The sequence below is a fragment of the Salegentibacter sp. Hel_I_6 genome (assembly GCF_000745315.1).
Taxonomy (GTDB): Bacteria; Bacteroidota; Bacteroidia; order Flavobacteriales; family Flavobacteriaceae; genus Salegentibacter.
Genome location: NZ_JQNQ01000001.1, coordinates 2,575,829 through 2,598,316, shown reverse-complemented (window position 1 = coordinate 2,598,316; position 22,488 = coordinate 2,575,829). Strand labels below are relative to the sequence as shown.

Genomic DNA, 22,488 nt, shown 5'->3' with positions numbered 1-22,488 from the left:
TAAATCTTAACAAGTGTATATGTCTAATCACTAAAAATTTACGTTTAAAATATGTACTTTTGCAGCACAAAACACAACTTTATTTTAATGAGAACAGATTCTTTTGCCCTACGCCATATTGGCCCCAGAGAAAGCAATCTCCAGGCAATGTTGGACACCATTGGTGTAGATTCGTTAGAACAGTTAATATACGAAACCATCCCCGACGATATTCGTTTAAAATCACCCCTAAATTTACCTGCTGCACTTAGCGAAAATCAATATGCCGAGCATATTGGTAAACTAGCTGCAAAAAACAAGGTTTTTAAGACTTATATAGGTCTTGGTTACCACCAGGGAATATTACCAGCGGTGATACAACGAAATATTTTGGAAAATCCGGGTTGGTATACAGCTTATACGCCTTACCAGGCAGAAATTGCCCAGGGAAGACTGGAAGCTTTATTAAATTTTCAAACTATGGTAAGCGATCTTACCGGAATGGAAATTGCCAATGCCTCGCTTTTAGATGAATCTACTGCAGCGGCAGAAGCTATGGGACTTTTATTTGCTGTTCGCGATCGTAAGCAAAAGAAAGATGAAGTAAATAAATTCTTTGTTTCTGAACAGGCGTTACCACAAACCATAGATCTTATTAAAACTCGTGCCGATTTTATGGGCATCGAGCTAGTGGTTGGTAATCATGAAGAATTTGATTTTAATGATAAATTCTTTGGAGCTTTAGTACAATATCCAGGGAAATTCGGACAGGTTTTTGACTATGCCGATTTTGTATCAAAATGTAAAGATGCTGATATAAAAGTAGCTGTTGCTGCCGATATTTTGAGTTTAGTTAAACTACAGGCACCGGGAGAACTTGGTGTAGATGTAGTTGTGGGAACCACTCAGCGTTTTGGAATTCCATTAGGTTATGGTGGGCCTCACGCTGCTTATTTTGCTACTAAAGAAGAATATAAAAGAAATCTTCCCGGAAGAATTATTGGGGTAACCAAAGATCTTGACGGGAACCACGCTCTAAGAATGGCGCTCCAAACCCGCGAGCAGCATATTAAACGTGACCGCGCTACTTCTAACATTTGTACCGCGCAGGTTTTACTGGCTGTGATGGCGGGAATGTATGCAGTTTACCACGGACCCGATGGTCTAAAATATATTGCTAATACCGTTCATTTTTCTACAGTTACTTTAGCTGAAGAACTTGAGAAAATGGGTGTGAAGCAGCTTAATTCAGCTTACTTTGATACGCTTCAGGTTAAAGCTGATGCTCAAAAAATTAAAGCTGAAGCCGAAAAGAACGAAATCAATTTCTATTATCCTGATGCCGAAACGGTTTGTATTTCTTTAAATGAAACTACAACCCAGGAAGACATCAATAATATTTTGAAAGTTTTCGCTGCAGTTTCAGGTGAAAAATCTAATGAAATTGAAAGCTTAAAAGAGGAATCTGCAATTCCTTCAGCATTACAGAGAAAAACCGAATTTTTAACGCATAAAGTATTCAACCTTTACCATTCAGAAACTGAATTGATGCGTTATATCAAGAAACTGGAACGCAAAGATCTTTCTTTGAACCAGTCTATGATTTCGCTTGGAAGCTGTACCATGAAATTAAACGCAGCTTCAGAAATGCTTCCATTAAGCAATCCGCAATGGGGAAATATTCACCCATTTGTACCGGTAGAACAGGCAGAAGGTTACCAGATCGTATTAAAAAGACTGGAAGATCAATTAACCGAGATCACTGGATTTTCTGCAACTTCGCTTCAGCCAAATTCTGGTGCGCAGGGGGAATATGCCGGCTTAATGACTATTAGAGCTTACCACGAATCTAAAGGGGAAGGTCATAGAAATATATGTTTAATTCCTTCTTCGGCTCACGGTACTAACCCAGCTTCCGCAGTAATGGCGGGAATGAAAGTTGTGGTAACTAAAGCTTCAGAAAACGGAAATATAGATGTAGACGATCTTCGCGAAAAAGCGATAAAACATAAAGATAACCTTGCCGCATTAATGGTAACCTATCCATCTACCCACGGGGTTTTTGAATCGGCTATTAAAGAAATCACGCAAATTATTCACAATAATGGTGGGCAGGTTTATATGGATGGTGCAAATATGAATGCCCAGGTTGGTTTAACTAACCCTGGAGTAATTGGCGCCGATGTTTGTCACTTAAACCTACATAAAACCTTTGCAATTCCTCATGGAGGCGGTGGTCCTGGAGTTGGACCAATTTGTGTTGCAGAACAATTAAAACCATTTTTACCAGGAAACCCGGTAATAAAAACTGGCGGAGAAAATGCTATTGGCGCAATTTCTTCAGCACCATGGGGTTCTTCTTTGGTTTGCCTTATTTCTTATGGATACATAACCATGTTGGGCAGCAAAGGACTTCAAAAAGCAACGGAATATGCAATTCTTAACGCCAATTACATAAAAGAGCGTTTAAACGAGCATTATAAAACATTATATTCTGGAGAACGTGGCCGCGCCGCTCACGAGATGATCTTAGATTGTCGTCCATTTAAAGAAAATGGAATTGAAGTGGTAGATATCGCCAAGCGATTGATAGATTACGGCTTCCATGCCCCTACTGTTTCTTTCCCTGTGGCTGGAACCATGATGATAGAACCTACCGAAAGTGAAAGCAAAGCTGAACTGGATAGATTCTGTGATGCATTAATTTCCATTAGACAGGAAATTGAAGAACTGGATAGCGAAGAAGATAACGTGCTTAAAAATGCACCGCATACTATTACCATGCTAACTTCAGATGAATGGAAATTCTCTTACACAAGAGAAAAAGCAGCTTACCCGTTAAATTATGTATCAGAAAACAAATTCTGGCCAAGCGTAAGACGTGTAGACGAAGCATTTGGAGACAGAAACCTAATGTGCACCTGCCCTCCTATTGAGGAGTATATGGATGCATAAGTTTTTAAAGATGCCTGAAAGTTTTATTCGGAAATAATTCCGACACTATTTTCAGGCATCTTTCATTTTGTGACTTTCGTCACCTTTCAGTTTATTTTTCCATTTTGTTTAAAGCTCACTATATTTGTAATTAGTACATTCGGAGTTTAATCTTAATTTAAAAGTCAGATGAATATTAAAATTACCGGCACAGGTAGTTATATCCCCAAAGTTATAACCGCAAATGCTGACTTTGACAATCATGAATTCTACAATCTTGACGGAACAGGTTTTCCGCAGGATAATAAGACAACAATTGCTAAGTTTAAAGCTATTACAGGAATTGAAGAAAGGCGCTATTTGGAGGAAAATTTAAATACTTCAGATATGGCTGTAATTGCTGCCCAAAAAGCTTTGGAAGATGCAGGAACAGATCCTGAAACTTTAGATTATATTATTGTAGCTCACAATTATGGAGATGTTAAACACGAAAGTATTCAGAGCGATACTGTACCAAGTATAGCCACCAGAGTTAAATATCATTTACGCATTAAAAACCCAAAATGTGTGGGTTATGATGTGCTTTTTGGATGTCCCGGCTGGATTGAAGGTATGATACAGGCACAGGCATTTATTAAAGCTGGAATGGCAAAAAAATGTTTGGTAATTGGAGCTGAAGCTTTATCTCGAGTGGTAGATAAACACGACCGTGATTCTATGATTTTTTCTGATGGCGCCGGTGCCGTGGTTTTAGAAGAAACAGAAGAAGAAGGGGGAATTCTCGCTCACGAATCTGGTACTTATGCTTTTAATGAAGCCAATTATATTTATTTTGGAAAATCTAACCGGACTGAAGCTCCAGACGATTTACGCTATATTAAAATGAACGGACGCAAGATCTATGAATTTGCCCTAATGCACGTTCCCGGGGCGATGAAAATCTGCCTGGAAAATAGCGGAAAGGATATAAAAGACCTCAAAAAGATCTTTATTCACCAGGCCAACGAGAAGATGGACGAAGCGATTATAAAACGCTTTTACAAACTTCATAAAGAGGAAGTGCCAGACAGGGTAATGCCAATGACCATCCAGGAATTAGGAAATAGCAGTGTGGCTACAGTACCCACTCTTTACGATCTTGTGGTAAGAAATAAAATTGCCGATCAGCATCTTGAGAAAGGAGATGTAATCATGTTCGCCAGCGTTGGGGCCGGGATGAATGTGAATGCGATTGTTTACCAATATTAAGATGTACGAAAACACTTTTCCTAACAAACGTTATAAAGAAACTTTAGAATTTTTAGAATCCAATGTACCGGCGCCTGCCAAAATCCTAGATTTGGGAGTAAAAAATCCCTTTTCGGAAATTATGGAAAAACATAATTACAGGGTGCAAAATACCCAAGGGGAAGATCTAGACCTAAACACAAAAGCCGTAGAAAATACCGATTATAATGTGGTAACGGCATTCGAAATTTTTGAGCACCTGGTTTCTCCTTTTAATGTTTTATCAAATATTAAAGCTAAAAAATTAGTGGCTACAGTGCCTCTTAGACTCTGGTTTTCCAGTGCCTACAGAAGTAAGACCGATAGACGTGACCGGCATTACCACGAATTTGAAGATTGGCAATTCGATTGGCTTTTGGAAAAAGCGGGGTGGAAAATCATCAATAGAAAAAAATGGACGAATCCGGTGAATAAACTGGGAATTAGACCTGTTTTGAGGTATTTTACACCCAGATATTATGCAGTTTATGCCGAAAGGATTTAAGCTTAGAATTTTTGAATTGCAGAACCTTTAAATTTCGCCACTTGAAGACCTATATTATTATTCCGGCATATAATGAAGCTGAATTTATTGGCGAAACGCTTCAATCATTACTAAATCAAAGCTTCCCGGCTGATAAAATTGTAGTAATAGATGATGGCTCTAGTGATAGCACCCCGGAGATAGTCTCAGAATTTGCTAAAAAACATCCTGAAATTTCACTTGTAAAGAACACTTCCGAAGGAGTTCATTTACCCGGCAGCAAAGTTGTAAACGCTTTTAATTTAGGTTTTAAAACACTTGACGACGATTTTGATATCATTTGTAAGTTTGATGCCGATCTAATTTTTCCGAAGGATTATTTAGAGAAAATTAAGCTTCATTTTAAGGAAAACGACAAAATCGGTATGGTCGGCGGATTTTGTGAAATTCAGAAAAATCATGAATGGATATTGGAAAGGCTAACCGGAAAAGATCATATTCGTGGAGCACTAAAAGCATACCGAAAAGCCTGTTTTAAAGACATTGGCGGCCTAAAACGCGCAATGGGCTGGGACACCGTAGACGAACTTCTTGCACAATACCACGGCTGGGAAATAAAAACCGATGATAGACTTAGGGTAAAACATCTAAAACCTACCGGCAACAATTACAGCAAAACTTCAAAATATAAGCAGGGAGCAGCATTTTACAGGCTACGCTATGGTTTTACTATTACTGTGATCGCCTCAGCTAAACTCGCGTTCAACAAAAGAGATATTAGTGTTTTTTGGGATTGTATTGTAGGTTTTCTAAGGGCTAAAAATGAAAAACGACCTTATCTTGTGAATAAAGATGAAGGCCGTTTTATAAGAAATTTACGTTGGAAGAAAATGCAGGAAAAATTATTCTGATTCTTCAGGATCCAACATCATAAATAATGGTTTCCCTGTGGTTGCATTTGGAAAAGAAATACCTAAAATAGCTGAAACTGTTGGTGCGATATCTACAATTTCTGTTCTTTGGGTTGTGCTGCCTTTCTTCACTCCGTTTCCGTAGAAAATTAAAGGAGCATGGGTATCGTACATCAATCCGCTACCGTGAGTAGATCCGGTTTTTGAATATACAATAGTTGCGGGATCTAAAACATATACTACATCTCCACTTCTTTTCTGATTGTATCCATTTTGAATGGCTGCTCCTGCCCCGGTGGTAAAACTTCCACCACTAAGCTGGTCTCTTGTGTATACTTTGTCTATTTGATCTAATTGAAGAATATAATGTGCCAATTTAGATTGTAACTCTGAAGAACTAATTTCGGCTTCTTCCATTACCTTATAGTTAAAAAATATTTGACTATTATAAACACTTTCAATTAGCTCTTTTTCTTCAAATTCTTCTTCAGCGAATTCTTTTACACGCTCTGTAAATTCATTAGAATCAAAATAACCTGCTGGAATCTTTACAGATTCAAGATAGGCCGGCACATCTACCCCACCATGATCTGCAGTTAAGAAAATTGTATAATTTCCTTCACCTACCTTCTCATCTAAATGTTGTAGCAATTGAGCGATATTTTGATCTAATCTTAAATAAGTATCCTGAATTTCCTTGGAATTCACTCCAAAATTATGACCGATATAATCGGGACTTGAATAGCTTAGAGTAAGTACATCGGTATCATCGTCCTGGCCCAACTCCTCGGCATCAATAGCAGCAAGTGCAAAATCTGTAGTGATATCGTTACCGTAAGCTGATGCCTTAAGTATTTCATATTTATTATCGGTATCTCCTAATTTGGTTAGATCGTATGGAAATGTAGCCGTTTCCTGACCTCTATAACCCCCTTCAAATTCATTTCTATCACTACCACTCTCCTTATAAGTCTCAATGTCGTAAAGAGTATTCCAGGGCTTTAAATATGCTTCTACTCTATCTGAAGCATTAAAATCTTTTACCCATTGTGGTAAATCGTCCATATAGAATGAACTGGAGATCCAATTGCCTTCATCAGCTCCATGGAACCAATAAGCTGCATTTGCAGTATGACCAGCGGGAAGTATAGAACCCCTATCTTTTAAAGCCACGCCTATAGTTTTACCGCGCATTTGTGTATGCAATCTATTTTCATCGGCAAAACTTGTTGATTTCATTCGGTGTGGAGACATTTTCCCTGCGTCACTTTGTGTTCCTACCGAGGTTACTGAATCGTCTCCTGCACAGTAAACAGATTCGTGTATAAATTTATCATACCACCCATTTCCTATAATACCGTGGTTCATTGGGCTCGTCCCTGTATAAACCGAAGCATGACCAGGGCCGGTATAGGTAGGCACGTAATTAAAATGATTATTTTTAAAATTATAACCTTCATTTACCAATTTTTTAAAGCCGTCTTCCCCAAATCTATCCCAAAAACGAGTAAGATAGTCGTAGCGCATTTGATCTACCACAATTCCTACCACAAGTTTTGGATTATCTTCAGTTTTTTCCTGCGCAAAACTTTGGAAAGAAAATATAAATGCCACTAATAAAAATGTAAATCGCTTCATCTTGTATTTTTTTTATTGAAGAGCTTCAAAAATACTAAACTTATGATGCTAAAGATTAATTCTACGTTAAATACTTTGGAGTAATTTTTTAGTATTTTAGCTTTACAAAAATTGCTTAATGAACTATCTACACTCCATTGGGGAATATTTTTTAATGCTAAAAGGAACTTTCCACCGAATGACAAAAACATCGGTTTTGAAAGGTTTAATCATTAAAGAATTAGATGACCTCATAATTGGCTCAATGGGAATTGTGGCTTTCTTATCTTTCTTTATTGGTGCTGTTGTAGCTTTACAAACCGCCTTAAACTTAAATAACCCATTAATACCCAAAACACTTATCGCTTATGCAGCGAGGCAATCTATAATTCTGGAATTTGCACCTACCTTTATCTCCATTATCATGGCGGGTAAAGTAGGCTCTTATATCACATCCAGTATTGGTTCTATGAATGTAACCGAACAAATTGATGCCTTAGAAGTAATGGGGATAAATTCTCTGAACTATCTTATCTTCCCCAAGATTGTTGCCATGCTATTTTATCCGTTTGTAATTGCTATTGCTATGTTCCTCGGCGTTTTTGGAGCATACACGGCGGCAGTATTAGGAGGTTTTGTTCCACCAGATCAGTTTGTACAGGGCCTTCAGGAAGACTTTATTCCATTCCATCTTGTTTATGCATTTATAAAAACATTTTTATTTGCCTTTATCCTGGCTACCGTTCCCGCTTATCACGGTTATTATATGAAGGGTGGGGCTTTAGAGGTGGGAGAAGCCAGTACCACATCTTTTGTATGGACCAGTGTGGTAATTATTATTACAAATTACGCAGTAACCCAATTATTATTAAGTTAATGATAGAAGTAAAGAATTTACATAAAGGATTTGATGGAGAGGAAATCTTAAAAGGTATCGATTTTGAATTCGCTAAGGGTAAAACCAACCTCATTATTGGAGGATCTGGTTCTGGAAAAAGTGTCCTTTTAAAATGCATGCTAGGATTATTTACTCCTGAAAAAGGCACTATCAAATACGATGGTAAACCGTATTCTGAATTTACTGAAGATGAAAAAAAAGACTTAAGTAAACAAATAGGAATGGTATTCCAGGGTGGGGCGCTATTTGATTCTATGACGGTGGAAGAGAACGTTATGTTTCCTTTAAGAATGTTTACTCACAGAAAAAAGAAGAAAGAAAACCTAGAACGAGTAAAAGAAGTTTTAAAACGAGTAAATCTGGAAGGCTCTGAGAAAAAACTACCTTCAGAAATTAGCGGTGGGATGCAAAAAAGAGTTTCCATTGCACGAGCAATCGTAAACCGTCCTAAATATTTATTTTGTGATGAACCCAACTCTGGCCTGGATCCAAAAACGGCTACAGTTATAGATAATCTTATTCAGGAAATTACCCATGAATATGATATAACCACTATTATTATTACCCACGATATGAATTCGGTTCTAGAAATTGGGGAAAAAATCGCGTTTTTAAAAGATGGCGTTTTAGCCTGGAAAGGAGATAAATCGCAAATCTTTAAAACTGAAGATAAAACTGTTACCGACTTTGTTTATTCTTCAAACCTATTCCAAAAGGTTAGGGAAGCCCAACAAAAAGGACTTTAGTTCACCGATCTCACCTGTAGAGTATCCAATTTTAACCGAACTTTTAACCACTTCTCAAAACGATGTTTTTGTTCTGAAATTTGCCCTGCATTTAAATTCTCTTTCCAGCCTACTGTAAACGTTGGAATAGTATCGGTTGTTGTAAAATTAGTTTTTATTAAGTTCGAATAGCCTAACTCATCTATCCCATCATAGTTTATTTTCGCTTCCTGACTTAGATCTCCAAACGAAAAACCATCTCCCCGATATTTAGAAATTTCATTTTCTAAAATCGCTATTTTTTCATCCTTATCTTCAATAAGTTGTTGATTCCTCATATAAAGATCTTCCAAAATACCACTTCTAACCTGGGAAGATAATTGATCTATATCCCCAGTAGGATTAGCTCCCTGGTGAATAATTAATTCAGTCTCCTTTAAAGCCTCAATATCCCCTAATTGCTTCTGCCAGGTAGAAATTGTAGCCTGCGGCACGCGGTTTCCTATTAAATAAACTTCAATGCTTTTTTCATTATAATCATAAGAGGACTTTATAGTTTCAGTACCCTCATATCGCATCACATTTGAAATAAACTCTTTAGCTTTAGATTCAAATAACTGCTCCTGAAGTAAGAACACAAATAAAATCACACTGGGAATCATCACAATTACTGCAATAGTAGAAGCTATTTGGGCAGTTCTTCTACGTTTTTTACTGTTTACATATTTCACCAGAGGAAACCCGAGCACCTTGGTAACTACAAAAGTAGATAGTGCTATAAATACTGCATTAATTGAAAAAAGATACAAAGCACCTCCAGCATAAGACCAGTTTCCTATGGCTAATCCATAACCCACGGTACAAAGCGGTGGCATAAGGGCTGTAGCAATTGCTACCCCAAGGATCACACTTGCGATAGTTCCCTTTTTAGTCTTTGCAACTATCAGAGCTAAACCACCAAAAATAGCAACTAGCACATCGAGGATTGTGGGATAGGTTCGCGCTATAAGTTCCGGAGTTTCTTCTTTAACCGGAGAGATAAGAAAATAAATATAAGCGGTCAACACACTTAAGCCCACCATAAGGCCAAGATTAACAAATGATTTTCTTAAAGTAAGTACATCGTTTATAGCTACAGACATACCTACACCCACTATTGGACCCATTAATGGAGAGATAAGCATCGCTCCAATAACAACTGCTGTACTGCTCACGTTAAGGCCAATAGAAGCCACAAAAATGGAAAATATAAGAATCCAGGCATTGTGCCCTTTAAAAGAAATATCTTTCTTTACCGCCTCTATAGTAGATTCCCTATCGGTGTCATGACGAATCTCCAAAAGCTCTTTGATCAAAGCTTTTATATTTTCCCAAATTCCTTTTGCGCTCGCCCCCAAATCTTCAGATCTCCCTGCCGAATCGAGAGTTTGCTTGTTTTCAGGTTCTTGATTATTCTCCATATAGTTTAACCTAAATCTTCTCCAAACTTTTCTATCGTCTTCTCACGAAGTAACTTTATCTCCTGTATTTTTTTCTTGGGTGCAATTAAAAGTACTTTATCGCTTTCCACTACTATAAAGTCTTTAAGACCATCTAGGACCACTAACTTACTATTTTGAGTATTTATAATATTTCCTGTAGAGTTCAAAGGCAGCAAACGCCCGTTTACCATTGTATTATCATACTCATCTTGCGGCAATTCATCTTCTATAGATTTCCAGGTACCAAGATCATTCCACTTAAAGTTTGCCGGAATCACATACACGCTATCAGACTTTTCCATAATAGCATAATCAATTGAAACGTTTTGTGCCTTATGATAATTCTCGTCTAAAAACTCCTGCTCCTTATCGGTATTATAAAAATCTTTACCTCTTTCAAAAAGCCTAAAGGTTTCCGGATGATACTCTTTAAAGCTTTCCAGGATGAATTTGGCACTCCAAATAAAAATACCTGCATTCCAGAGATAATTACCCTGCTCAAGAAAAGATTCCGCTTTTTTAAAAGATGGCTTCTCGGTAAATTTTAGCACAGGCTTAGCTTCTTCAGTTACTTCCTTTTTATATTGAATATATCCGTAACCGGTATTAGGGAAATTTGGTTCAATACCAAGCGTAATCAATTTATCTTCACTAGAAACAATAGTAAAAGCTTCTTCTATATTTTGCTGAAATTCAACATTCCCCTGGATCCAATGATCACTTGGCGCCACAAGTATTAACGCCTCTTTATTTTTCTTGATGATTTTTAGAGCTCCCAACAAAATACTGGGAGCAGTATTTCGCATCTCGGGCTCCAATACAATTTGCGCGTCTTTAACCTGCGGAATTTGTTCTTTTACACTTTCTTTATAATCTTTATGCGTAAGAATTATAATATTCTCTGTTGGCATTATTTTGGCCAAGCGATGAAAAGTTGTTTGAATAAGGGTTGAACCCACCCCTAAAATATCCTGAAATTGCTTGGGATCTTTGGTGGTGCTTACAGGCCAAAATCTGGAACCTATTCCGCCGGCCATTAAGATCGCATAATGATTTTTGTTCTTCATAAAAAGGAATTAATTTTTAAGCAACTCTACTTCTGCATTGGGCTGAAACAAATAAATTTTACCTGTGTCTACTTCCAGACATTCGTAGCGTTTTATTCTTCTCTCCCCTTTTTTAAACGTTTTCCCATTATAGATTCTGAAAATTCCTCCAAACGGAATTTCAAAAATATAATTTTTATCGTTTTCAGGATCAAAACTTTTTAAAGCTACCGATAATTTCGCATCGGTATCGCTACTGGCTTTCGGGTTTCTAAAATGCTGCGCAATTACCGGAAGCAATCCCGATGGGAAAATTTCAGGTCTTATAAAAGGCAACATTAACTCCCTAAAAGTAAACTTCCATTCCTGCCCGTGCGGTTTAATTTGCCTTCCAAATTTTTCAAAAGCAAGTAAATGAGCAATCTCATGAACCAGGGTTATCAAAAAACGATATTTATTCAAATTTGCATTAACCGTGATTTGCTGAGCCCCGTTCGGCATTCTGCGATAATCGCCGTGCCTCGTTTTACGCTCGTTTACGATTTTTAAATGAACATTATTGTTCTTAATCATTTCGAAAACGGGAGGAACTGCTCTTTCAGGAATATATCTTTCAAGGATTTCTCTCATTGGCTAAGGCGTACTGTTAGAAACCTGAAGTAATTTACCATTATAAAATTTATGCCCGGTTAGACTAAAATTCGCAATATATTCAGCCATATCCTTTGCCGAAAGTGGAACTTCCAGGCCAGGAAATGCTTCTTCTAACATTTCGGTTTGTACAGCTCCAAGAGCCAGCACATTAAATGAAGGCCCATTTTCTTTATATTCTTCTGCTAAAAGTTCAGTTAAAGTAATTACCGCTGCTTTGCTCGAACTATAAGCTGAAAGCCCGGGAAATTTCACACTTCCCTGTACACCACCCATGGTACTAATATTTACAACGTGTGAGCTTTTTTCCATATAAGGCAGTAACTTTTGAGTAAGACCAATTACCGCAAAAATATTGGTGCTGTAGATCTTCTGAAATTCTTCTGCTGAAATTTCTTCAAAAGGTTTATTGATAAGTGCACCGGCATTGTTTATTAAAACATCTACCTGTTGCCATTTCGAATCTATAAATGCTGAAACTTTTTCAAGATCTTCAGGCTTTGATATATCACAGGAAAAAGTAGTTACATGCTCCAAATTAAGTTCAGAAACCGGTTTATCATTTCGGGAAAGCGCCAGTACTTTATGTCCTTTTTCGGCAAAAATTTTAACCATCTCAAAGCCAATTCCACGGCTGGTTCCTGTAATGACAATATGTTTCATTTTTTAATAGTCTTTTGATCTCAATTAAGTAAATTTCTAACGGACTCCTATTTCAACTTTATTACTATTATTTGGAATCCTGCTGATTTAGTTTTATTTCTTTTTCTGCGGTATTTGCCATTTTTAGTATTCCAGGAATAACGCTCTCTATAACATTGGTCATATGCGCCACATCAAGTTTTTCGGCTTCATCGGCTACGTGGTGGTAATAATCGTAATTGGTAAAATCGAAGGTCGAAATTGTTTGCGCCGGCACATTAAATTCTTCGAAAAACGGGTAATTATCACTTCGCTTAAACAAATTGTATTCTTTAGCCTGTGGTAGAAATCCCAGTACTTTCTCCCCTGAATATTCATTGAATTTTTCAGCAAAATTAGAATTTTCGTAACCGGTGAGATAACCTATATAATCTTTATCATTCATAGGCACACCAATCATTTCAAAATTGAACAGCGTGTAAAGATCAAGCTTATCTTCTTTGAGTTGTTGTGCTATTTCTCTTGCTCCTACGAGACCCATTTCTTCCGCAGAAAATAATACAAACATTATGCTTCGCTTGTTATCATCTATCTCAGCAAATTTTTTCGCCAATTCTACCACCGCTACAGTTCCCGCAGCATTATCGTTAGCACCATTGGCGATAGAATCACCATCTACCGGCTCTTGAATACCAATATGATCATAATGGGCACCAAGAATAATAAATTCATCTTTAAGCTTAGGATCATTCCCCTCCAGCATTCCAACTACATTAAAACCTTCTACACCATCAATTTCAAAATTATGCCTATAGGTTTCAAAATATTCCTGAATACCATTTTCTTTAAAAATGTTCTCTATTCTTTGGGCTGCCAATTCAATTCCTTCGGTACCGGTTTCTCTTCCCTTTAATTCGTCTGAAGATAAATAATAGAGTAAATCTTCAACTTCAGCGTGCTTAACATTGGCGTTTAAAGTGGTTTGTACTTCTTGTGTGGCTTGAACCGCTTGTGAATTTCCGCAGGAGGAAATAAGGAAAAAAGCGGCTAACAGGGTAAAAATATAATTGATTTTTCTCATACTGCTAAAGATAAAAAAATCCCGCAAGAGTGCGGGATTTAATAATTAGATATTCTATTTGTATGGATTTACGCTAACATCGTTACCGGATTCTCCATGTAGGTTTTTAAAGTTTTTAAGAATGCAGCTCCGGTAGCACCGTCTACCGTTCTATGGTCGCAGGCAAGAGTCAATTTCATAGTATTCCCTACTACAATCTCTCCATTCTTCACTACTGGTTTTTCAACAATAGTTCCTACAGAAAGAATTGCGGAGTTTGGTTGATTAATGATACTTGTAAACTCAACAATACCAAACATTCCAAGGTTAGATACAGTAAAAGTACTACCTTCCATATCTTTTGGCTGCAATTTCTTGTTTCTGGCTTTACCGGCAACGTCTTTTACATTATTCCCAATTTGGGTCATAGACATTTGATCGGCAAATTTTAAAACAGGAACTACAAGACCTTCTTCTACCGCCACAGCGACTCCCATATGAATGTGTTTGGCAATTTTCATGCTCTCACCTGTCCATTGGCTATTTACTTGTGGGTGCTTACGAAGCGCCATTGCACTTGCTTTAATCACCATATCGTTAAAAGAAACTTTAACGTCTGGCATTTCATTAATTTGCTTTCGTGAAGCCATTGCATTACTCATATCAACTTCTATAGTTAGGTAGTAATGCGGTGCGTTAAACTTAGATTCCCCAAGTCTTTTCGCAATGGTTTTACGCATTTGAGAGTTTTTAATCTCTTCAAAACTTTCTTCTCCTGCAGGCACATAAGGTTGTGGCGCAGCCGAAGCAGCTTCTTCTTTTCCGGCCGATTTTGCTTCAGCTGGTTTTTCTGAAGGCTTATAATCTTCGATATCTTTTTTCACGATACGACCATTGCCGCCGCTACCTTCAACATCTGATAGATCTATACCTTTATCTTCTGCCATTTTCTTGGCAAGTGGCGAGGCAAAAATTCTTCCGCCGTCTTTTGTAGTTTTAGAAGATTTATCTTCTGAAGATTTACTTTCTTCTTTTTCTTCAGACTTATCCTCCTTTTTATCGTCTTTCTTATCAGATTTTTCAGAAGATTTCTTTTTTGATTTCCCGTCTACTGAAACATTAGAAACATCAGTTCCTTCAGGACCAATAATTGCTAAAAGGCTATCTACCTTGGCAGTTTCACCTTCTTCAAGACCAATTTTAAGCAAAGTCCCTTCGTAGAAAGATTCGAATTCCATAGTTGCCTTATCGGTTTCGATCTCGGCAAGAATATCTCCTTCTTCTACTTTATCACCTTCCTTTTTAAGCCAGGATGCCACGGTACCTTCTTCCATAGTATCACTTAGGCGAGGCATGGTAATGATCTCTACCCCTTCAGGGATTCCATCTTCACCGTCTCCATCGCTATCAGCTTCGTCTTCACCATCGGTATCGTCTTCGTCTTTATCAGAATCTGACTCCTCTTCTTTTTTATCCTTTTTTTCGTCTTTTTCATCATCGTCGGCATCTCCACCGCCTTTGATCAATTCAGAAATATCTTCGCCCTCTTCTCCAATAATGGCAAGCAAAGTATCTACCGGTGCGGTTTCCCCCTCCTCGATACCAATATGCAATAGTGTTCCATCGTAGAAAGATTCAAACTCCATCGTAGCTTTATCGGTTTCTATTTCAGCAAGGATATCTCCTTCTTCTACTTTATCACCTTTTTGTTTTAGCCACTTCGCTACAACACCTTCTTCCATGGTGTCGCTCAAACGCGGCATATTGATTACTTCTGCCATAATTTATTGAGGTTTATGTGCTAAAAACGGATAATCTTCCTGTTCGTAAACAACATCATACATTACGTTCTTTTCAGGGAAATCTGACTCTTCAGCAAATTTCTCACATTCAGATACTTTATCCTTAACGCGTTTGTTGATCTCTTTTATTTCATCTTCTGAAGCGTACTTCTTATCCTTAATTATATTCAACACCTTAGTGATTGGATCTAATTCCTGATATTCTGCAACTTCATCTTTTGTTCTATATTTCTGAGCATCACTCATGGAGTGACCTCTGTAACGGTAAGTTTTCATTTCTAAAAATGTAGGACCGTCACCTTTTCTTGCTCTTTTAATCGCTTCGTCTAAAGCTTCTGCAACTTTGGTAGGATCCATAGCATCTACAGGTCCACAAGGCATTTCGTAACCATTACCAAGTTTCCAGATATCTGTCCCTTTAGAGGTTCTGGCCACAGATGTTCCCATCGCGTAACCGTTATTTTCCACACAAAATACAACCGGTAAATTCCATTTTACGGCCATATTTAAGGTTTCATGCAGCGATCCCTGTCTAGCAGCACCATCTCCAAGAAAGGTAAGGGTTACCGCATCTCTTTTAAAGTACTTGTCTGCAAATGCAAGGCCGGCACCAAGAGGAATTTGTCCTCCTACAATCCCGTGACCTCCATAAAAGTTATGTTCTTTAGAAAAAATATGCATAGAGCCACCAAGTCCCTGTGAAGTTCCCGTTGCTTTCCCGTAAAGTTCTGCCATAACACGCTTAGGATCTACTCCTAAACCAATTGGCTGCACGTGGTTACGATAAGCGGTGATCATTTTATCCTTCTCCAGGTCCATTACATGAAGGGCTCCCGCCAAAATAGCTTCCTGCCCATTATACAAATGCAAAAAACCTCTCACTTTCTGCTGAATGTAAACTTGCGCAAGTTTATCTTCAAATTTACGCCAAAACAGCATATCCTCGTACCACTTTAAATACGTGGCTTTTGTTACTTTCTTCATTTAACTTATTAATTTTAGGCCAGACAGATAGGTTTTGCCAGGCGGATAACAAAAATACTATTTTCAATAAGAATGGAAAACAGTTTTCAAGCAAAAATAACGAAAACGTTATAAGACTGAATTATCAAAAATTAAAGGTAATAAATCTTTTATAGAATTCGCCTTCATTACCTGGCCACTCTCCCCCATAAAATACACCGCAATATTAGCTTCCTGCTTCACCTCATATTCCACCAAAGCCTGTCTACAAGCGCCACATGGCGGTACAGCAGCCTCAACTTTATGTTTCATGGATTTTGCGGAAATCGCGATATTTTGAATTTTAGCTTCAGGATAGGCGGCACCGGCGTAATAAATTGCAGTACGTTCTGCACACAATCCAGAGGGATAAGATGCATTTTCCTGGTTGCTTCCTATTACAATTTCATTATTGTCTAAAGCTAGCGCGGCGCCAACTTTAAATTGAGAATAGGGAGCATAAGCATCATCACGAGTACTTATCGCTTTACGCATCAAGGTCTGAATATCCTGAGGAAGTTCTTCTATAGAATCATATACCTCAAAGTTGGAGGTGACTTTTAATGGTTTCATATAAAAATTATTGAAGCGGAAAGATAATGGAAACCTTTAAAGCAACCAATTATTAATAAACTGATATAATAATGCTATTTAGTAAGTTGGGTATTGATCTCCAAAGTTAAAAGTAAGTCCAAAGCGCAAAGTTCCCTCTAATGGACTCGGAACCGGCGAGGTAGAAAATAAATAAGATATATCTATGTTCACCTGTTCATATTTAAAGCCTGCTCCAAAAGAAGCAAACCTTCTTGAGCCTTTAGTTAAACTCTCACTAAAATAACCTGCACGAAAAGCAAAAGCATTACGGTACAAATATTCTGCTCCAAGAGCCCAGGTAACTTCCCTTAGTTCTTCTGCCAAACCACCTGGCGCATCGCCCCAGGAAGTGAAAATTCCTTCAATGGCACCTATATCATTATATTCAGCATCATCTTCAGAATCTATAACGCCATCATCATTAAAATCTCTTGGCGTTGGAACCAGAAGTTTATTAAATTCAACATATGCTCCTAACCGATTTTCTATATCAAATATAAAATCGAAACCTGTACCTACTTTTAAATTAGTTGGTATAAAATTTTCCTGTCCAGCATCATCATATTTCATCTTAGGCCCAATATTGGAAATATTAGCCCCCGCTTTCCATACTCCGTCAAAACCTGAAAAAACCATTTGGTTGCTCCTATAGAATGCTGCGATATCAACACCAAAACTATTGGCCGCCCCCAAATCTTCTTCATCTTGCAAACCAAGATCTGAACGCAAATAACGCCCGGCAACAGCCATTGCTATATTATCGCTTAATTGCAATGAATAGGATAGATCAAAGGTTAACTCATTGGGATTAACCAACAAAGGCTCCTGCTCAAAACTATCTCTTCGCTGTATACTGCCTAAACTGAAATATCTTAAACTGGATGCAAATGCACTTCTATCATCAATGCGTTGGTAGTAATTTATATTTCCAAGGAAAATATCATTTACAATATCACTTAAATAAGGTGTATAAGAGACTCCTATGCCGTGCTCACTAGTAGCGAAAGCGTATTTTGCAGGGTTCCATTGTTGGGAAAAAGCGTCTGGAGAAGTTGCAACTCCCTGGTCACCCATCCCAGCCGCTCTGGCATCGGCAGCTACTAGTAAAAAAGGAACAGCAGTAGTAATAACTCTATCCCTTTCCTCCTGGGCATTCACTTTAAGTTGAGAGACCAAAGCAAGCCCAAGAAAAAATATTGTAATTTTTTTCATCATATTAGTTAATGATTAACAAATATATACTAATAATCTTGTTAAGAAAAAACCTTAAGTTTAATTTCATATAAAGAACTGTTAGAAACTCCTTTCCAGTTTTTTAAAATAAAATAAATTTAATAAGAGTAGATTTATTACAACTCCAGAAAGGCTAAAATATTGTATGTTTCGTATTTTCAATACTTTTTTAAGCTTAGCAACCTACAATTAAATAAAAAACATTTAATTTTGCTGCTTTATTGGCTAACCAGAAGTGAGCACAAACAGTAAATAAGAGTTTCAAAAGAGCCTTCCTTATCCTAAGCCCTAAGGTGATCAGGGTTTTAAGGTAAACTAGTAGCTTTGACAGAACATAAAATAAACTTGTACTTTTAGCGTTAATTACTATATTGCAAAGCCTAATATTTCTACCAAAAGAGATGATGAATATGAGAATCAATATTGCTTTTAGAGCCTTTTTAACCCTCGTTTTTGGCGTTGGTTTACTAAGCTGTAATAATTCCCAGAACTACGACAAGAACTCCAGGGCAACTGGTTGGGACATTAATTCAGACGAAGGTGGATTTCAATACAACACAGATTATAAAGAACAGGAAACCGGACCAGGACTTGTTTTTGTAGAAGGCGGAACTTTTACTATGGGACAGGTGCAGGACGATGTTATGCATGACTGGAACAATACGCCTACTCAGCAGCATGTTCAGTCTTTCTATATGGACGAAACCGAGGTAACCAATATGATGTATATGGAATACCTTGATTGGTTAAAGAAAGTTTTCCCTCCAACGCAGGAAAATTTTAGAAATATTTATAATGGTGCCGTGCCAGATACTCTTGTTTGGAGAAACCGTCTTGGTTACAACGAAACTATGGTAAATAATTATTTACGTCACCCTGCTTATGGAAATTATCCAGTAGTTGGTGTGAGCTGGATACAGGCTGTGGAATTTAGTAAATGGAGAACAGACAGAGTAAACGAGCTTCTTTTAGAAGAAGGTGGTTATACAAAAGAAGGTGCTAGATATACAGATGTGCAGGCTGGTACTACTTTTAATACCGAAACCTATCTAAATGCTCCAAGTCAGGCCTATGGAGGTAATACTGAAATTAGCCAGGGAGGTGACGAAACTCAGGATAGGATTAGCAATCAAAATACCGATGCAGAAGGAAATGCTCTTGGCGGGCAAACTTATGTGCAACGTAAAGATGGAGTTTTACTACCAGAATATCGTTTACCAACGGAAGCTGAATGGGAATATGCAGCATCTTCTTTAGTAGGAATTAGAGATTACAATGTATATAGAGGAAGAAAAAAATATCCTTGGGATGGGCAATATACCCGCTCTGGAGATGTAAAAAGACAGGGAGACCAGTTAGCCAACTTTAAACAAGGTGCCGGAGATTACGGTGGGATTGCAGGTTGGAGTGATGATGGCGCCGATATTACTGCAGAAGTTAAATCTTACGAACCAAACGATTTTGGCCTTTATGATATGGCCGGAAATGTTTCAGAATGGGTGGCCGACGTATATCGTCCTATAGTTGATGATGAATTTAACGACTTCAACTATTACAGAGGTAATGTTTATACAAAAAATGCTATTAACGAAGACGGATCGGTAAAAGTAGTTGGAGTTGATGAAATTGAATTTGATACTTTGGCTACTGGAAGATTAGTTGCCAGAGCTTATCCTGGAGATATAGCACAAATACCGGTGACTGAGGAAGATACTTACATGAGAACTAACTATACAGATAGCGATCAACGTAATTATAGAGATGGAGACAAGAGCTCTTCTCGCTATTATCAGGCATTTCAGGATGCTGATGAAGATGGGCAACGCATGTACAACTCCCCAACTTACAATGTTGCAGCTACCCAGGACAGTACCGGAGTTGCTCAACGAGGCTATGACTCTGAAGATAGAACTACGCTTATTAGCGATGAAGTTAGAGTTTATAAAGGTGGTTCCTGGAGAGATCGCGCATACTGGTTAGACCCTGCGCAGCGTAGATATTTCCCACAAGATATGGCAACAGACTATATTGGATTTAGAAATGCAATGTCTAGAGTTGGATCTAAATCTTTAGATAATAATAAGAAAGCTAGAAATTAGAAATTCTAATCTTCTAAAAATTATGATAAAAGCCCTATTCATTTAGGGCTTTTTTTATAGCTTTATTTTAGAAGCGCTATAACAACTTTACTAAAGCCTACAAAAAGCCTAATATGACAACAGCAATTATTCACCAAAGATTTCTAGTTAGTTCAGGAATCTCTACAGATACTCGAAACATTAAACCGGGAAGCGTATTCTTCGCTTTAAAGGGAAAAAATTTTAATGGAAACGAGTTTGCTTCCCAGGCTATTGCGAATGGAGCTATTTGCGCTATAGTAGACGATAAAGCTTTCGCATTAAATGATAAGGAATATATTGTAGTAAACGATACCTTAGAAGCACTTCAGAAATTGGCCAAATTCCATAGAAAATTTCTTGGAATCCCAATTATAGGAATTACCGGTAGTAATGGAAAAACCACTACCAAGGAACTAATTTATAATGTACTCTCTAAAAAATACCAGGTAACTGCAACCCAGGGCAACCTCAACAACCATATTGGAGTACCACTAAGCTTATTAGCTATGGATGAGGAAACTGAATTGGGATTAATTGAAATGGGCGCAAACCACCCTGGTGAAATTGAATTTTTATCTAATATAGCTATGCCAGATTATGGCTTTATAACTAATTTCGGAAAGGCTCACCTGGAAGGTTTTGGAAGTTTAGAAGGAGTAATTCAGGCAAAAACCGAATTATACCGGCATTTAAAAGAAAATAAGAAACTAATTTTTCTAAACCTGGATGATGAAGTTCAAAGATTGGAAGTTAATTATAATCACACTTTCACCTTTGGAAGCAATAGAAAAGCCCAGGTAAAGCTAACTTATCCTGAGAACGTAGATTCCGCAGAATTGATCTTTAATGATACAAGATTCACAAGTCAGTTAAACGGCACATACAATGCTAAAAACATGGCTGCTGCGCTGTGTATAGGTTTGTATTTTAAAGTTCCATTTGAGGATATAAAAAACGCCATAGAAAATTATAAGTCTTCTAACAATCGCTCACAAATAGTTGAAGGCAAAAATTCCAATAAAATCTATTTAGATGCCTATAATGCTAATCCTACAAGTATGATGGCAGCCCTGGGTTATTTTGAAAATTTAAAGACTAATACAACCAAAATTGCAATTGTAGGTGATATGGGAGAATTGGGAGCTGCTTCAGAAACTGAGCACCAGGTAATTGTGAATTTCCTTGAAAACACTAACATTTCTGAGATCTACCTGGTAGGTAAAAAATTCAAAAAAACCACCACCTCAAGACCAAATATCATCAAGTTTGAGAATACTGAAAACATCAAAAAACATTTGAAACTGGCTGAAATTCAAAATTCCAGCATTCTAATTAAAGGTTCACGGGCAATGGCACTGGAAAATATATTAGAAGTTTTTGTCTAGAACTTAATTTCCTTAACATCTAAAAATCCATAGGCGCTAATTTCTAAAAGAATTAGCAGCAAGGAATCACCGGGAATAATCTCAGCTACTTTTAGAATATTTACATTTCCTGAAAGAAACACCCCAGGTGCCGTTTCCATCTCATCACCAAGCTTTTGATTAACATTGCTTAACTGCTCCTCAATATGCGGTTTAAGATCCAGTTTCATTTTCTTCTTAATCTTATTATAGATTAAAGAATTTGCGATGGTTTCCAAAGAATTATCCATAAGCCAACTTTTACTCTGCCCTTCCAAATCATATTCCTTCACATCAAGCACCTGGTTCACCTCATCAAAACCTATCGCTATATGTATTAATAAAGTAACTTCTTTATTCTTAAACAGTGTAGTAAGTGTTCTTAATTTTAAATTGAGGGTGAGATCGAAGTTTGGTTTTTGGCTTTTGCCAAGATTGGCACCAAGGACCTCGGCATAATTCTTTACCGTACCCCTCGAGTCTTCCATGCCAATCTGTTCCCCTACTATTTTTTTCTGAAGCACACCTTCAAGAACCCGATAACTAATTTTAACCGGTAAATTGAGTTTAATATTATCTTCATCTAAAAGTTCATTCATAATTGAAATTATCAGTTGGTTAGTTTTATAACAACTTAAGT

Annotated in this window: 19 protein-coding genes; 8 read left to right on the top strand and 11 right to left on the bottom strand. The window is 37.4% G+C overall.

What is annotated here, in order from left to right; translation table 11 throughout:
- The first annotated feature begins 87 nt into the window (after window positions 1-87).
- The 4 genes from gcvP (at window position 88) to FG27_RS11380 (ending at window position 5,574) form a co-directional block, all read left to right on the top strand.
- Window positions 88-2,934 carry an aminomethyl-transferring glycine dehydrogenase gene (gcvP, locus tag FG27_RS11395; RefSeq protein WP_037319144.1) on the top strand — a complete coding sequence of 949 codons (2,847 nt, stop codon included), beginning with the start codon at window positions 88-90 and terminating at the stop codon, window positions 2,932-2,934.
- A 168-nt stretch (window positions 2,935-3,102) separates the two neighbouring features.
- A complete protein-coding gene (locus FG27_RS11390) occupies window positions 3,103-4,161 on the top strand; it encodes a 3-oxoacyl-ACP synthase III family protein (RefSeq protein WP_037319142.1) in 1,059 nt (352 codons plus the stop codon).
- A 1-nt stretch (window position 4,162) separates the two neighbouring features.
- Complete coding sequence (locus tag FG27_RS11385) at window positions 4,163-4,684, top strand: methyltransferase (protein WP_037319139.1); 522 nt, start codon at window positions 4,163-4,165, stop codon at window positions 4,682-4,684.
- Between the two features lie 41 nt (window positions 4,685-4,725).
- Window positions 4,726-5,574, top strand: a complete 849-nt coding sequence (locus FG27_RS11380) for a glycosyltransferase family 2 protein (protein ID WP_037319136.1) — start codon at window positions 4,726-4,728, stop codon at window positions 5,572-5,574.
- Here the strand turns inward: FG27_RS11380 and pafA are convergent.
- Window positions 5,566-7,212: an alkaline phosphatase PafA gene (pafA, locus tag FG27_RS11375; RefSeq protein WP_037319133.1), complete on the bottom strand. Its 1,647-nt coding sequence runs from the start codon at window positions 7,210-7,212 to the stop codon at window positions 5,566-5,568. The genes FG27_RS11380 and pafA overlap by 9 nt on opposite strands.
- 118 nt (window positions 7,213-7,330) lie before the next feature.
- Between pafA and FG27_RS11370 the strand changes: the two genes are divergently transcribed.
- Window positions 7,331-8,068, top strand: a complete 738-nt coding sequence (locus tag FG27_RS11370) for an ABC transporter permease (RefSeq protein WP_037319130.1) — start codon at window positions 7,331-7,333, stop codon at window positions 8,066-8,068.
- Window positions 8,068-8,835, top strand: a complete 768-nt coding sequence (locus FG27_RS11365) for an ABC transporter ATP-binding protein (RefSeq protein WP_037319128.1) — start codon at window positions 8,068-8,070, stop codon at window positions 8,833-8,835. The genes FG27_RS11370 and FG27_RS11365 overlap by 1 nt, the downstream gene beginning before the upstream one ends.
- On the opposite strand, the gene FG27_RS11360 is transcribed toward FG27_RS11365, so the two are convergent.
- The 9 genes from FG27_RS11360 to porV form a co-directional block, all read right to left on the bottom strand.
- Window positions 8,832-10,274: a DUF389 domain-containing protein gene (locus tag FG27_RS11360; RefSeq protein ID WP_037319126.1), complete on the bottom strand. Its 1,443-nt coding sequence runs from the start codon at window positions 10,272-10,274 to the stop codon at window positions 8,832-8,834. The genes FG27_RS11365 and FG27_RS11360 overlap by 4 nt on opposite strands.
- A gap of 5 nt (window positions 10,275-10,279) precedes the next feature.
- Entirely contained in the window at window positions 10,280-11,362 is a 1,083-nt protein-coding gene (locus FG27_RS11355; protein ID WP_037319124.1) for a mannose-1-phosphate guanylyltransferase, read from the bottom strand.
- Between the two features lie 9 nt (window positions 11,363-11,371).
- Complete coding sequence (locus tag FG27_RS11350) at window positions 11,372-11,971, bottom strand: SprT-like domain-containing protein (RefSeq protein ID WP_037319121.1); 600 nt, start codon at window positions 11,969-11,971, stop codon at window positions 11,372-11,374.
- Window positions 11,972-11,974: 3 nt separating this feature from the next.
- Window positions 11,975-12,655, bottom strand: a complete 681-nt coding sequence (locus FG27_RS11345; protein WP_037319119.1) for an SDR family oxidoreductase — start codon at window positions 12,653-12,655, stop codon at window positions 11,975-11,977.
- 67 nt (window positions 12,656-12,722) lie between these two features.
- Window positions 12,723-13,715 (bottom strand): M20/M25/M40 family metallo-hydrolase, encoded by a 993-nt coding sequence (locus FG27_RS11340; protein WP_037319118.1) that lies wholly within the window; start codon window positions 13,713-13,715, stop codon window positions 12,723-12,725.
- A 68-nt stretch (window positions 13,716-13,783) separates the two neighbouring features.
- A complete protein-coding gene (locus FG27_RS11335) occupies window positions 13,784-15,475 on the bottom strand; it encodes a pyruvate dehydrogenase complex dihydrolipoamide acetyltransferase (protein WP_037319116.1) in 1,692 nt (563 codons plus the stop codon).
- A gap of 3 nt (window positions 15,476-15,478) precedes the next feature.
- A complete protein-coding gene (gene pdhA, locus FG27_RS11330; protein ID WP_037319114.1) occupies window positions 15,479-16,480 on the bottom strand; it encodes a pyruvate dehydrogenase (acetyl-transferring) E1 component subunit alpha in 1,002 nt (333 codons plus the stop codon).
- Between the two features lie 108 nt (window positions 16,481-16,588).
- Window positions 16,589-17,071 (bottom strand): cytidine deaminase, encoded by a 483-nt coding sequence (gene cdd / locus FG27_RS11325; RefSeq protein WP_037319112.1) that lies wholly within the window; start codon window positions 17,069-17,071, stop codon window positions 16,589-16,591.
- Window positions 17,072-17,149: 78 nt separating this feature from the next.
- The gene (gene porV / locus FG27_RS11320) at window positions 17,150-18,304 is read right to left on the bottom strand and encodes a type IX secretion system outer membrane channel protein PorV (protein WP_037319109.1); all 1,155 of its coding nucleotides are present in this window, start codon (window positions 18,302-18,304) and stop codon (window positions 17,150-17,152) included.
- 431 nt (window positions 18,305-18,735) lie between these two features.
- Here porV and gldJ point away from each other — a divergent pair, with 431 nt between their 5' ends.
- Window positions 18,736-20,424, top strand: a complete 1,689-nt coding sequence (gene gldJ, locus FG27_RS11315; RefSeq protein ID WP_037322200.1) for a gliding motility lipoprotein GldJ — start codon at window positions 18,736-18,738, stop codon at window positions 20,422-20,424.
- A gap of 113 nt (window positions 20,425-20,537) precedes the next feature.
- Window positions 20,538-21,830: a UDP-N-acetylmuramoyl-tripeptide--D-alanyl-D-alanine ligase gene (gene murF, locus FG27_RS11310; protein ID WP_037319106.1), complete on the top strand. Its 1,293-nt coding sequence runs from the start codon at window positions 20,538-20,540 to the stop codon at window positions 21,828-21,830.
- Here the strand turns inward: murF and FG27_RS11305 are convergent.
- Entirely contained in the window at window positions 21,827-22,447 is a 621-nt protein-coding gene (locus tag FG27_RS11305) for a DUF4403 family protein (protein ID WP_037319103.1), read from the bottom strand. The genes murF and FG27_RS11305 overlap by 4 nt on opposite strands.
- Window positions 22,448-22,488: the final 41 nt, after the last annotated feature.

Coding starts and splice junctions, on each gene's coding strand:
- FG27_RS11370 (WP_037319130.1), top strand. CDS start 7,331: ATGAACTATCTACACTCCATTGGGGAATATTTTTTAATGCTAAAAGGA.
- FG27_RS11360 (WP_037319126.1), bottom strand. CDS start 10,274: ATGGAGAATAATCAAGAACCTGAAAACAAGCAAACTCTCGATTCGGCA.
- FG27_RS11355 (WP_037319124.1), bottom strand. CDS start 11,362: ATGAAGAACAAAAATCATTATGCGATCTTAATGGCCGGCGGAATAGGT.
- FG27_RS11340 (WP_037319118.1), bottom strand. CDS start 13,715: ATGAGAAAAATCAATTATATTTTTACCCTGTTAGCCGCTTTTTTCCTT.
- FG27_RS11390 (WP_037319142.1), top strand. CDS start 3,103: ATGAATATTAAAATTACCGGCACAGGTAGTTATATCCCCAAAGTTATA.
- FG27_RS11385 (WP_037319139.1), top strand. CDS start 4,163: ATGTACGAAAACACTTTTCCTAACAAACGTTATAAAGAAACTTTAGAA.
- pdhA (WP_037319114.1), bottom strand. CDS start 16,480: ATGAAGAAAGTAACAAAAGCCACGTATTTAAAGTGGTACGAGGATATG.
- FG27_RS11305 (WP_037319103.1), bottom strand. CDS start 22,447: ATGAATGAACTTTTAGATGAAGATAATATTAAACTCAATTTACCGGTT.
- FG27_RS11350 (WP_037319121.1), bottom strand. CDS start 11,971: ATGAGAGAAATCCTTGAAAGATATATTCCTGAAAGAGCAGTTCCTCCC.
- pafA (WP_037319133.1), bottom strand. CDS start 7,212: ATGAAGCGATTTACATTTTTATTAGTGGCATTTATATTTTCTTTCCAA.
- porV (WP_037319109.1), bottom strand. CDS start 18,304: ATGAAAAAAATTACAATATTTTTTCTTGGGCTTGCTTTGGTCTCTCAA.
- gcvP (WP_037319144.1), top strand. CDS start 88: ATGAGAACAGATTCTTTTGCCCTACGCCATATTGGCCCCAGAGAAAGC.
- FG27_RS11335 (WP_037319116.1), bottom strand. CDS start 15,475: ATGGCAGAAGTAATCAATATGCCGCGTTTGAGCGACACCATGGAAGAA.
- murF (WP_037319106.1), top strand. CDS start 20,538: ATGACAACAGCAATTATTCACCAAAGATTTCTAGTTAGTTCAGGAATC.
- gldJ (WP_037322200.1), top strand. CDS start 18,736: ATGAGAATCAATATTGCTTTTAGAGCCTTTTTAACCCTCGTTTTTGGC.
- FG27_RS11345 (WP_037319119.1), bottom strand. CDS start 12,655: ATGAAACATATTGTCATTACAGGAACCAGCCGTGGAATTGGCTTTGAG.
- cdd (WP_037319112.1), bottom strand. CDS start 17,071: ATGAAACCATTAAAAGTCACCTCCAACTTTGAGGTATATGATTCTATA.
- FG27_RS11365 (WP_037319128.1), top strand. CDS start 8,068: ATGATAGAAGTAAAGAATTTACATAAAGGATTTGATGGAGAGGAAATC.